This is a genomic window from Acidovorax sp. BL-A-41-H1, assembly GCF_051942715.1.
On record NZ_JBPVJQ010000003.1, the window covers coordinates 456,046 to 468,328 of the forward strand.

Here is a 12,283-nt window from a genome sequence, read left to right on the forward strand (position 1 = left end):
CGGAGTCTCTGCATGAACGCCCTCAAAGCCTGGATCCTGCGCTACCAGCTTGCCAGCCTGGTGCTGCTCACCGTGCTGCTGGCGGTGGTGCTGCCACTGGCGCTCGACATCTTTCGCCTGAATCTGGTGGGGAAGTACCTCACCTATGCCTTCGTGGCCATCGGGCTGGTGATGGTGTGGGGCTACGGCGGCGTGCTCAGCCTGGGGCAGGGCGTGTTCTTCGGCCTGGGCGGCTACGCCATGGCGATGTTCCTCAAGCTCGAAGCGTCGGACCCCGAAAGCACCAAGATCCAGTCCACCCCGGGCATCCCCGACTTCATGGACTGGAACCAGATCACCGAGCTGCCCAGCCTGTGGGTGCCGTTCAAGAGCCTGCCGTTCTCGCTGGCTGCCGTCATCGTGGTGCCCACGCTGCTGGCCTGGATCATCAGCTACGCCATGTTCAAGCGCCGCGTGGGCGGCGTGTACTTTGCGATCATCACGCAGGCGGTGGCGCTCATCCTCACGGTGCTCATCATCGGCCAGCAGGGCTACACCGGCGGCGTCAACGGAATGACCGACCTGAAGACCCTGTGGGGCTGGGACACCCGCACCGACAGCGCCAAGTACATCCTGTACTACGTGTGCGTGGCGCTGCTCATCGGCTCCATCCTGCTGTGCCGCTGGATCCAGACGGGCAAGGTGGGCACGCTGCTGCTGGCCATGCGCGACAAGGAAGACCGCGTGCGGTTTTCGGGCTACGACGTGGCCGATTTCAAGATCTTCACCTTCTGCCTGGCGGCTGCGCTGTCGGGCATTGGCGGGGCGCTGTTCTCGCTGCAGGTGGGCTTCATGTCGCCCAGCTTCGTGGGCATCGTGCCCTCCATCGAGATGGTGATCTACGCCGCCGTGGGCGGGCGCATGAGCCTGGTGGGCGCGGTGTACGGCACGCTGCTGGTGAATGCGGGCAAGACGTTTTTCTCGGAGAGCTTCCCCGAGGCCTGGCTGTTCCTGATGGCGGGCCTCTTCATCGGCGTGACCATGGCCTTTCCCATGGGGCTGGCGGGCCTTTGGGAGAGCCATGTCGTGCCCTGGTGGAAGGGCCGCCGCGAGGCGCTGCGCCAGGCCTCGGTGCAGCCTCGGCCAGCGGTCGACGTAACGCCTGCCGCAGCTGCCACCTCTGCAGCACCTGTCAGCGCACCGCCCGCAACCGCTGCCCTGCGCGACGGCGTGAGCCGCCAGGGCGCCTGACGCGCAATGACCCGGGAACACCCATGAGCAATACCGACTTCGCCCTCGCCGTGGAAGACCTCACGGTGTCGTTTGACGGCTTCAAGGCCATCGACAACCTGACGCTGTACATCGACAAGAACGAGCTGCGCGTGATCATCGGCCCCAATGGTGCGGGCAAGACCACGCTGCTCGACCTGATCTGCGGAAAGACGCGCGCCACCGGCGGCAGCATCAAGTTCAAGAACGAGGAACTCACCCGCATGGCCGAGCACCAGCGCGTGCGGCTGGGCATTGGCCGCAAGTTCCAGACACCGTCCATCTACGAGAACCTGTCGGTTTTTCAGAACCTGGAGGTGTCGTACCCCGCGGGCCGTTCGGTGCTGGGGGCGCTGGCCTTCAGGTGCACCAACGAGGTCAAGGCCCGCGTGCAGGTGGTGGCCGAGGACATCGGCCTGGGTGACAAGCTCGACACCGAAGCAGGCCTGCTCAGCCATGGGCAAAAGCAGTGGCTGGAGATCGGCATGCTGCTGATGCAGGAGCCCGAGCTGCTGATGCTGGACGAGCCCATTGCCGGCATGAGCGCCCGCGAACGAGAGCTGACGGCCGAGCTGCTGCAGCGCATCTGCAAGAACCGCGCGGTGATCGTGATCGAGCACGACATGGAATTCGTCAAGCGGATCGCCCACAAGGTCACCGTCATGCACCAGGGAAAGATCCTCGCCGAAGGCCCCATGGACAAGGTGCAGGCCGACCCCAAGGTCATCGACGTGTACCTGGGCCATTGACTTCCATACCCCATCGAACCCCCACAGGAGCACCGCATGCTGGAAGTCAAAGATCTGTTTGTCGCCTACGGTCAGAGCGAGGCGCTGCACGGCATCTCATTCCAAGGCCGGGCCAACGAAACCGTGGCCATCATGGGCCGCAATGGCATGGGCAAGACCACGCTGTTCAAAAGCCTGATGGGCGTGATGCCCGCCAAGAGCGGCCAGATCACCGTGGCCGGGCAGGACGTGACGAAAGACGAGGGCTTTCGCCGTGTGGCCAAGGGCATCGCCTACGTGCCGCAGGGCCGCATGATCTTCCCGACGCTCACGGTCGAGGAAAACATCGAGACAGGCCTGGAAAACTCGAAGACACGGCAGATTCCGGATGAGATTTACGCGCTGTTCCCCGTGCTGTGGGACATGCGCCGGCGCAAGGGCGGCAACCTCTCAGGCGGGCAGCAGCAGCAGCTGGCCATTGCCCGCGCGCTGGTCACCGACCCCAAGGTGCTGCTGCTCGATGAGCCCACTGAAGGCATCCAGCCTTCCATCATCAAGGACATCGCCAAGGCGCTCAACGAGATCCGCAAGATGCGCAAGATCACCATCGTGGTGAGCGAGCAGGTGCTGTCGTTTGCCATGGATGTGGCCGACCGGCTGTTCGTCATCGAGGGCGGCCGCCTGGTGCACGAAACCGCCCGCGCGGACACCGACCAGCAGCGCATCAAGGCGTACCTCTCGGTGTGACATGAAACACCCCCTGAGTCGCCTTCGGCGCCTTCCCCCTCTCTCGCATCGCAGCGCGCTGCGGGAGGGGGACGCCCCCAGCGCGGCGGGGCGGCCCTTGCGCGGGGGCACTGGCGTTGGCCGTGACCGTTTTACAGGCAGCCTGCCTTGCAGGCCCTGGAGCTTTTATCTCGCGTTTTCATTTTTCCACCCACCCCTTCCAAGGAGCACGCCATGGCTGAAACCCTGATCAAGGTCGATCTGAGCAAGTCGCCCACCGAGAACGAGAACATCCACAACCGCTGGCACCCCGACATCCCCATGGCCTGCTGGGTCAACCCGGGCGACGAGTTTGTGCTGGAGACGTTTGACTGGACGGGCGGCTTCATCCAAAACAACGACAGCGCCGACGACGTGCGCGACATCGACCTGACCACGGTGCACTACCTGAGCGGCCCCGTGGGCGTGAAGGGGGCCGAGCCGGGTGACCTGCTGGTGGTGGACCTGCTGGACATTGGCGCCAAGCAGGACAGCCAGTGGGGCTTCAACGGCTTCTTCAGCAAGAAGAACGGCGGCGGCTTTCTGACCGAACACTTCCCGCAGGCGCAAAAGTCGATCTGGGATTTTCACGGCATGTTCACCAGCTCGCGCCACGTACCGGGCGTGAAGTACGCCGGGCTCATCCACCCCGGGCTGATCGGCTGCCTGCCCGACCGCAAGATGCTGGAGCAGTGGAATGCGCGCGAACAGGCGCTGATCGACACGGCGCCCACGGCAGGCCTCGCCAATCCGCCCTCTGCCGGTACGGCCCACATGGGCCGCCTGACGGGTGAGGCCAAGGCCAAGGCAGCCGCGGAGGGTGCGCGCACCGTGCCCCCGCGCGAGCATGGTGGCAACTGCGACATCAAGGACCTGTCGCGCGGCTCCAAGGTGTTCTTCCCGGTGTATGTGGAGGGCGCGGGCCTGAGCGTGGGTGACCTGCACTTCAGTCAGGGCGACGGTGAAATCACCTTCTGCGGTGCCATCGAGATGGCGGGCTGGGTGCACATGAAGGTCACCCTCATCAAGGGCGGCATGGCCAAGTACGGCATCAAGAACCCGATCTTCAAGCCCAGCCCCATCACCCCCACGTACAACGACTACCTGATCTTTGAAGGCATCAGCGTGGACGAGACCGGCAAGCAGTACTACCTGGACGTCAACGTGGCCTACCGCCAGGCCTGCCTGAACGCCATCGAGTACCTCAAGAAGTTCGGCTACTCCGGCGCGCAGGCTTACTCCATCCTGGGCACCGCCCCGGTGCAGGGCCACATCAGCGGCGTGGTCGATGTACCGAATGCCTGCGCCACGCTGTGGCTGCCCACGCAGATTTTTGACTTCGATATCAACCCCAGCGCGGCAGGGCCGATCAAGCACCTCGACGGCTCAGTGGCGATGCCGCTCTCGCCTGATCTGGTCTGACCGCATAACGCCATTGCCGAGCAAGGAGCCGCCATGCCCACCTACGACTACGCTTGTGCCCAGTGCGGCGGCTTCGACGCCTTTCGCCTGCTGGCCGACCGCAACGAGCCTGCTGCGTGCCCCGACTGCGGCGCGGCGTCTCCACGCGTGTTTGCCACGGCGCCGCGCCTGGCGCTGATGAGCGCCACCACGCGCAGCGCCATTGCGACCAACGAGCGTGCGCGGCACGAGCCGCAGCGCTCGGGCGATTACGCGCGCCTCAAGCACCCGGCGGGTTGCGGGTGCTGCTCGTCGTCGGCCAGCCGCAAGGCGACGGTCACGGCCCCCAATGGAGCAAAGGCGTTTCCGAGCAAGCGGCCCTGGATGATTTCGCACTGATCGGTAGGGGGTGAGGTGGCGGCTTGCGTGCCAGGCCGGGCTGCCACACAGCATGTGCATGCGCGCCAGAAGAGCAAAACACAGGCGTGGCTGACCTCTGGCATGTGGTGGGGTGCCGCTTCCGCCTAAAATCGCCGCTTCGCCCAAGGAGCGTTGCAGCGGCAGGCCAGGTCCCACCCCCATCGGTGGACGGTTGTCGTCAGGCTTGGGCAGTCGGCACTGTCGCAGGCCATCTTTTGCAACGACGCTCACCTGTTTTTCCGTGTTTTCGCACAGGTGAGCCCCATGTCTGCTATTTCTTTGCCCCCCATGAAGCTGTCCGGCCTGGAGCCGGTGTCCATTGGCGAGGGCACGCTTTTCGTCAACATCGGTGAGCGTACCAATGTCACCGGGTCCAAGGCGTTCGCGCGCATGATCCTGAATGGCCAGTACGAAGAGGCCCTGGCCGTGGCGCGCCAGCAGGTGGAAAACGGCGCGCAGATCATCGACATCAACATGGACGAGGCCATGCTCGACAGCAAGGCCGCCATGGTGCGTTTCCTGCAGCTCATCGCCTCCGAGCCAGACATCGCCCGCGTGCCCATCATGGTCGACAGCTCCAAGTGGGAGGTGATCGAGGCCGGGCTGCGCTGCATCCAGGGCAAGGGCATCGTCAATTCGATCAGCATGAAAGAGGGCGTGGAGCCCTTCAAGCACCAGGCCAAGCTGCTGCGCCGCTACGGCGCCGCCGCCGTGGTGATGGCGTTTGACGAAAAGGGCCAGGCCGATACCTACGAACGCAAGATCGAGATCTGCGAGCGCGCCTACCGCATCCTGGTGGACGAGGTGGGCTTCCCGGCCGAAGACATCATCTTCGACCCCAACATCTTTGCCGTGGCCACCGGCATCGAAGAGCACAACAACTACGCGGTTGACTTCATCGAAGCCACGCGCTGGATCAAGCAAAACCTGCCGGGCGCCAAGGTGTCGGGCGGGGTGTCCAACGTGTCGTTTTCCTTCCGCGGCAACGACCCGGTGCGCGAGGCCATCCACACCGTGTTCCTGTTCCACGCTATTTCAGCCGGCATGGACATGGGCATCGTCAACGCGGGCATGGTGGGCGTGTACGACGACCTGGAGCCCGTGCTGCGCGAGCGTGTGGAAGACGTGGTGCTCAACCGCCGTCCCGATGCCGGCGAGCGCCTGGTCGAGATCGCCGAAACCGCCAAGAGCGGCGCCAAGGACGAGAGCAAGCGCCTCGAATGGCGCGGCACGCCCGAGCACCCCAAGACCGTGGGCGAGCGCCTGAGCCACGCGCTGGTGCACGGCATCACCGACTTCATCACCGAAGACACCGAAGAGGCCTACCGCGAGATCCTGGCCAAGGGCGGCCGCCCGTTGCACGTCATCGAGGGCCCCCTGATGGACGGCATGAACGTGGTGGGCGACCTGTTCGGCGCGGGCAAGATGTTTTTGCCCCAGGTGGTGAAAAGCGCCCGCGTGATGAAGCAGGCCGTGGCCCACCTGATTCCGTACATCGAAGAAGAAAAGCGCCAGGACGAAGCCGCGGGCCGCGACGTGCGCAGCAAGGGCAAGATCGTGATCGCCACCGTCAAGGGTGACGTGCACGACATCGGCAAGAACATCGTCACCGTGGTCTTGCAGTGCAATAACTTCGAGGTGGTGAACATGGGCGTGATGGTGCCCTGCCACGAAATTTTGGCGCGCGCCAAGGTCGAGGGAGCGGACATCGTGGGCCTCAGTGGCCTCATCACCCCCAGCCTGGAAGAAATGCAGTATGTGGCCGGCGAGATGCAGAAGGACGACCACTTCCGCATGCGAAAGATCCCGCTGCTGATCGGTGGTGCCACCACCAGCCGCGTGCACACGGCGGTCAAGATCGCGCCCCACTACGAAGGCCCCGTGGTCTACGTGCCCGACGCCTCTCGCAGCGTGAGCGTGGCCCAGAGCCTGCTGGGCGACGGTGCCGACACCTATGTGGCCGAGATGAATGCCGACTACGACAAGGTGCGCACGCAACACGCCAACAAGAAGGCCACGCCCCTGTGGCCCCTGGCCAAGATCCGCGCCAACAAGACGCCGGTGGACTGGTCTGCCTACCAGCCCACGGCGCCTCGTGCCTTGGGCCGACGCGTGTTCAAGAACTTCGACCTGGCCGAGCTGGCGAAGTACATCGACTGGGGGCCGTTTTTCCAGACCTGGGACCTGGCCGGCCCGTACCCCGCCATCCTCACCGACGAAATCGTGGGCGTGGAAGCCACGCGCGTGTTCGCCGACGGCCAGGCCATGCTCAAGAAGATCATCGAAGGCCGGTGGCTCACGGCCAGCGGCGTGATGGCGCTGCTGCCCGCCAACACCGTGAACGACGATGACATCGAGTTCTACACCGACGACACCCGCACCGAGGTCGCCATGACCTGGTACGGCATGCGCCAGCAGGCCGAAAAACACGTGATCGACGGGGTGACGCGCCCCAGCCGCTGCCTGGCCGACTTCATTGCACCCAAGAGCAGCGGCATTGCCGACTACGCCGGTATGTTTGCCGTGACGGCTGGCCTGGGTGTGGAGAAGAAGGAAAAGGCTTTCATTGACGCGCTGGACGACTACTCGGCGATCATGTTCAAGAGCCTGGCCGACCGCCTGGCCGAAGCGTTTGCCGAAGCGCTGCACCACCGCGTGCGCACCGACCTGTGGGGCTACGCAGGGGGCGAGGCCTTGAGCAACGAAGACATGATTGCCGAGAAGTACCGCGGCATCCGCCCCGCGCCCGGCTACCCCGCCTGCCCCGACCACAGCGCAAAGACAGACCTGTTCCGCGTTCTACAGTGCGAGGACATCGGCATGGGCCTGACCGAGAGCCTGGCCATGACGCCCGCGGCCAGCGTGAGCGGCTTCTACATCGGCCACCCTGATGCCGTGTACTTCAACGTGGGCAAGATCGGTGAGGACCAGCTGCACGACATGGCCAAGCGCCGGGGGATGGACGAGAAGGTGTTGGAGCGGTTGCTGGCGCCGAATCTTTGATTCCTGTGATCCAGTAGCCAATGGTGCTTGATTGACAAGCGCAATCAACGGATTCTTCGGTACTGCTTTGCCGCTTTGAAAGCCCCCGCATGCGGGGGCTTTTGCATTGGCACGCTGCATTCCTAGCGAATTTCTCACCGGGTGGGTACCCCACTTGTGTCGGGGTGCTTTCAGCCGGCACCTCGCATGTAATCGCCTGCGACTGGACCAGCCCCTTGCGGCCTGGACGGAGCATCTGGCGCTGGCACTGTCCGCAGCCAGGCATCCAGTGACCACAAGGGAGAGCGATTGCCATGCTGCACACATTGGGACTTTTGAGACGCCGTCTCGGTGGCGCAGTCGTGCGCCTGGGCGCCGCAGCCGTGCTGGCACTGGCGGTGTGCGCGCCCATGCAGGCCCAGGCCCAGCACACCTCGGGCGAATGTCCGGCCCAGACGGCTACGGTCACGGCCGGTGGCACAGTCACGATCAACATCAGCGACTGTGAGGTGCCCGGCTTCGGCGGAATTGGCCGGATCGATGGCGGAAATTCCGGCACCGCCAACATGGAAGACCATGGTGTCGCCACCACGCGGCGTGACGTCAGTGGTGCCTGGTTTCTCGACTACAGCCACAACGGCAGCACAGGCATTGGCTCGACCGATGTCTTCGAGCTGAGCGACGGGTCCATGAGCGGTATCGGTGACATCCAGTTCACCATCACCATCAACGCGTCGGCGTCGCCCATCACGGTGTCGCCCGGCGTACTGCCTGCGCTCACGGCGGGTGTGGCGTTCTCGCAAACGCTGACATCCACGGGCGGGCTGGCGCCGTACAGCTACGCTCTGCAAAGCGGCGTGTTGCCGCCCGGCCTGAGCCTGACCAGCGGCGGCGTCCTCAGCGGCACGCCCACCGAGCGCGGTGCCTACAGCTTCAGCGTGCGCTCGACCGATGCCACCACCCCCACGGCCCAGTTCGTGGACAAGGGGTACACAGGCACCGTGGCGAACCCCACCTTGACCCTGGCCACGCCCAGCGGCACCGCGATCCAGAGCGTGGCTTTTTCGCAGACGCTGTCCACCACTGGGGGCGTGGCGCCCTACGTGTACCAGCTCGAAACAGGGACCTTCCCTGCGGGCATTGCCGTTTCCAGCGCTGGCGTGGTCAGTGGCACCACCTCGGCAGCAACCGGCAACTATCCGGTCACCCTCCGCGTGACGGACTCCAGCACGGGCCCTGGACAGTATTTCGAGGTCGAAAACTACACGCTTACGGTGAGTCCGCCGCCCTCGGTGTCGATGGCCGTATCACCGGCGAGCGTGTCGGAAGACGGTGCGGCCAACCTGACCTACACCGTCACCCGAAGCCTGAACCTGTCCTCTCCCACGGTCGTCAACATCACCACCAGCGGCACGGCCACTTCCGGTACCGATTTCACGGGTGGTGTGGCGACTGTGACCATTCCGGCCGGGGCCACCACGGCCACGATCGTGATCGACCCCGCGGTGGACGGTACGGTGGAGCCCGATGAAACCGTCATCCTGACCGTGGCAGCAGGGACGGGTTACACGGTGGGCGCACCTTCCAGTGCCACCGGCACCATCCTCAATGACGACGTGCCCAGTGCCACGATCTCTGTCGCTCCCGCCTCCGTGGCCGAGGACGGCGCTCCGAGTCTGGTTTTCACGGTCAGTCTCAATCAGGCTTCCTTCAGTGCCACTTCGGTGAATTTCACGATCGGAGGTACCGCCACCAACGGCACGGACTACGCCACGGTCGCTTCACCGCTTGTCATTCCCGCCGGCAACACTACCGGCACGATCACCGTCAACCCGACTGCCGACGCCACCATTGAAGCCGACGAGACCGTGACGCTCACGCTGGCGGCGGGCGCAGGCTATACCGTGGGTGTGCCCAACAGTGCTACGGGCACCATCCTCAACGACGACCTGCCCAACCTCACCATCAATGACGTGAGCCTGAATGAAGGCAATGCGGGCATCACCAACTTCACGTTCACGGTGAGCCTGAGCGCGCCAGCCGGGCCGGGCGGAGTCAACTTCAACATCGCCACCGCCAATGGTTCCGCCACGGCAGGTACCGACTATGTTGCCAACAGCCTCACCAGCCAGACCATCCCGGCGGGCTCCACCACCTACATGTTTACCGTGCTGGTCAATGGCGACACGCTCAACGAACCCAGCGAGACCTTCTTCGTTAACGTGACTGGCGTCACAAATGCCGTCGTGGTGGATGGTCAGGGTGTGGGCACGATCGTGAATGACGACCCGCTGCCCGGACTGTCCATTGACGACGTTTCGGTGGTGGAAGGCAACGCAGGTACCGCCAGCGCTGTCCTCACGGTCACGCTGAACGCGGCCAGCGGCCAGACGGTGTCGGTGAACTACGCCACGGCCGATGGCACCGCCACCCAGCCGGCGGACTACACCAGCGCCTCCGGCACGCTCACATTCACGCCGGGACAGACCACACGCACCATCACCGTTCCCGTGATCGGCGAGACCGTGCCCGAGGCGAACGAAACTTTCTTCGTCAACCTCAGCGGCGCGACCAATGCCACGATCACCGACAACCAGGGGGTGGGCACCATCGCCAACGATGATGTGCCTGTCACGGTCAGCCCCGCCACTCTGGCGGGCAGCACGGTGGCCGTGGCTTACAGCCAGACCCTGACCGCCAGCGGCGGCACCGGCCCCTACAGTTTCGCCATCACTGCAGGCGCTGTTCCGGCAGGGCTTTCGCTGTCGCCCTCTGGCGTGCTTTCAGGCACGCCTACCGCGGCTGGCAGCTTCGGCTTCACGGTCACGGCAAGTGACAGCAGCCCGTTCCCGGGCCCGTTTGCGGGCGCGCAAGCCTATACCCTGGCTGTAGGTGCACCCACGTTGTCGATCACGCCCGCGACCTTGCCTGGCGGGACCCGCACCGTGCCCTATGCGACGACCAACCTCGCCGCATCGGGCGGCACCGCGCCGTACACCTATGCCATCACCGCGGGCGCCCTGCCGGGCGGCCTCACCCTGACGGGCGCCGGTGTGCTGTCTGGCACGCCCACAGCAACGGGCTCCTTCAACTTCACCGTGACCGCCACCGACAGCAGCACCGGTACCGGTCCCTTCACCGCGTTGCGCACCTACACGGTTGCCGTGGCGGACGCGGTACCGGTGGCCAACAACTCGGCCCACACGGTGGCGTACGGCTCTTCGTCCAACACCGTGCCGTTGAACATCACCGGTGGCGCCGCCACGTCGGTGGCCGTCGTGACATCGCCCAGCCATGGCACTACCAGCGCCACGGGTGCCACCATCCAGTACACGCCCACGGCCGGGTATGCGGGCCCTGACAGCTTTACCTACACGGCCACCAATGGCTCTGGCACGTCGGCGCCCGCCACGGTCACGCTGACCGTGAGCCCACCCACCATCGCGGTCACCCCGGCCGGGCCATTGGGTGCCACGGTGGGCAATGCGTATTCGCAGACCTTCACCTGGGGCGGCGGTGCCGCACCGTACACGGGCATCCAGGTGCTGAACCTGCCCGCAGGCCTGTCGGTGACCGCGACCACCACCACCACGGCTACCGTGTCGGGCACGCCCACTGCGGCCGGTTCGGTCAACCTGAATCTGTCGGCCACCGACAGCAGCACGGGCACCGGCCCGTTCAGCGGCGGGGGCACGGTGGTGCTGACCGTGGCCGCGCCCACCATCGCCGTGGCCCCGGCCACGCTGCCCAGTGCGCAGGCCTATACCGCCTACAGCCAGGCGCTGACGGCCTCAGGCGGCATTGCGCCGCACACCTTCGCCGTCACGGCAGGGGCACTGCCGCCGGGGCTTACGCTGACCAGCGCGGGCGTGCTCAGTGGCACGGCGGGGGCCACAGGCACGTACAACTTCACCGTTACGGCCAGCGACAGCAGCGCCACGCCCTACACCGGTAGCCGTGCCTACACCCTCTCGGTGGTCCAGAGCAAGAGCTTCACCGGCCCGTCGCCCACGGGCGGCGGCAACATCACGGCGTCGTTCACCGGCGGTGGCGCAGGGTGCGTGTTCTCCAGTGCGCAGTTCATTCCGCTCACGGGCAATGCGGCCAGCCCGCCCGCGAATTCGGCGCCCCAGGGCGTGCAGTTCCCGCACGGCCTGTTTGACTTTGCCACCACGGGCTGCACGCCCGGCAGCACGCTGCAGTTCACCATCACGTATCCCACCGGGCTGCCCGGCAACGTGCAGTACTGGAAGTACGGCCCTACACCCACCAACGCCGCGCCGCACTGGTACACGCTGGGTGCCGGCATTGCGGGTTCCGTTGTCACGTTCTCCATCACCGACGGCGCACTGGGCGATGACAACCTGGCTGCGGATGGCCAGGTCATCGATGCGGGCGGGCCGGGGGTGGGTCCCGGCGCGCTCACCGCCGTGCCGCTGGGAGACGGCCTGCCGTGGCTGATCGCGCTGGCCCTTGCAGCCGTGACCGCCTGGCGACGGTACCGAACCGGGGTGCCGCTGGGTCGAGGTCGGTGATATCAAAAAACATAGCAACCAAGCCAATTTCAGAAGGGGCTACAAGCACTTTTGATTCAAAAAGGCCCTCGGCAACGGCTTCGGCGGCGCGGTGGCCGCTTACGCAACAGCAAGTAACTGCCTTTGCAGGCCGGGCCGCGGGGGCTGAGTTGGCGCTAGTCTGCGGCCTGTGCCCCACTTTGATACCACCAGCCGCCTGTGGCG

The 12,283-nt window shown here is 65.3% G+C and carries 7 protein-coding genes and 1 riboswitch; all 7 genes read left to right on the forward strand.

Translation table 11 applies throughout. The features are described from left to right. Positions 1-12: 12 nt before the first annotated feature. On the forward strand, positions 13-1,230 hold the full coding sequence (gene urtC, locus ACTPOI_RS03170) for an urea ABC transporter permease subunit UrtC (protein ID WP_440106326.1): 1,218 nt from the start codon (positions 13-15) through the stop codon (positions 1,228-1,230). 23 nt (positions 1,231-1,253) lie between these two features. Further along, entirely contained in the window at positions 1,254-1,997 is a 744-nt protein-coding gene (urtD, locus tag ACTPOI_RS03175; RefSeq protein WP_440106328.1) for an urea ABC transporter ATP-binding protein UrtD, read from the forward strand. 36 nt (positions 1,998-2,033) lie between these two features. Beyond that, positions 2,034-2,723, forward strand: a complete 690-nt coding sequence (gene urtE, locus ACTPOI_RS03180) for an urea ABC transporter ATP-binding subunit UrtE (protein ID WP_440106330.1) — start codon at positions 2,034-2,036, stop codon at positions 2,721-2,723. A 213-nt stretch (positions 2,724-2,936) separates the two neighbouring features. Then, entirely contained in the window at positions 2,937-4,163 is a 1,227-nt protein-coding gene (fmdA, locus tag ACTPOI_RS03185; RefSeq protein WP_440106332.1) for a formamidase, read from the forward strand. A gap of 33 nt (positions 4,164-4,196) precedes the next feature. Continuing rightward, complete coding sequence (locus tag ACTPOI_RS03190) at positions 4,197-4,541, forward strand: FmdB family zinc ribbon protein (protein WP_440106334.1); 345 nt, start codon at positions 4,197-4,199, stop codon at positions 4,539-4,541. A gap of 139 nt (positions 4,542-4,680) precedes the next feature. Then, positions 4,681-4,798, forward strand: a riboswitch (S-adenosyl-L-homocysteine riboswitch). 28 nt (positions 4,799-4,826) lie between these two features. Then, positions 4,827-7,565, forward strand: coding sequence for a methionine synthase (gene metH, locus ACTPOI_RS03195; protein WP_440106336.1), 2,739 nt, complete (start codon positions 4,827-4,829; stop codon positions 7,563-7,565). 293 nt (positions 7,566-7,858) lie between these two features. Continuing rightward, a complete protein-coding gene (locus ACTPOI_RS03200; protein ID WP_440106338.1) occupies positions 7,859-12,079 on the forward strand; it encodes a beta strand repeat-containing protein in 4,221 nt (1,406 codons plus the stop codon). The last annotated feature ends 204 nt before the right edge of the window (positions 12,080-12,283 follow it).

Bases quoted from the DNA above. Each gene is read 5' to 3' on its own strand.
- urtC (WP_440106326.1), top strand. From the start codon at position 13: ATGAACGCCCTCAAAGCCTGGATCCTGCGCTACCAGCTTGCCAGCCTG.
- urtD (WP_440106328.1), top strand. From the start codon at position 1,254: ATGAGCAATACCGACTTCGCCCTCGCCGTGGAAGACCTCACGGTGTCG.
- urtE (WP_440106330.1), top strand. From the start codon at position 2,034: ATGCTGGAAGTCAAAGATCTGTTTGTCGCCTACGGTCAGAGCGAGGCG.
- fmdA (WP_440106332.1), top strand. From the start codon at position 2,937: ATGGCTGAAACCCTGATCAAGGTCGATCTGAGCAAGTCGCCCACCGAG.
- ACTPOI_RS03190 (WP_440106334.1), top strand. From the start codon at position 4,197: ATGCCCACCTACGACTACGCTTGTGCCCAGTGCGGCGGCTTCGACGCC.
- metH (WP_440106336.1), top strand. From the start codon at position 4,827: ATGTCTGCTATTTCTTTGCCCCCCATGAAGCTGTCCGGCCTGGAGCCG.
- ACTPOI_RS03200 (WP_440106338.1), top strand. From the start codon at position 7,859: ATGCTGCACACATTGGGACTTTTGAGACGCCGTCTCGGTGGCGCAGTC.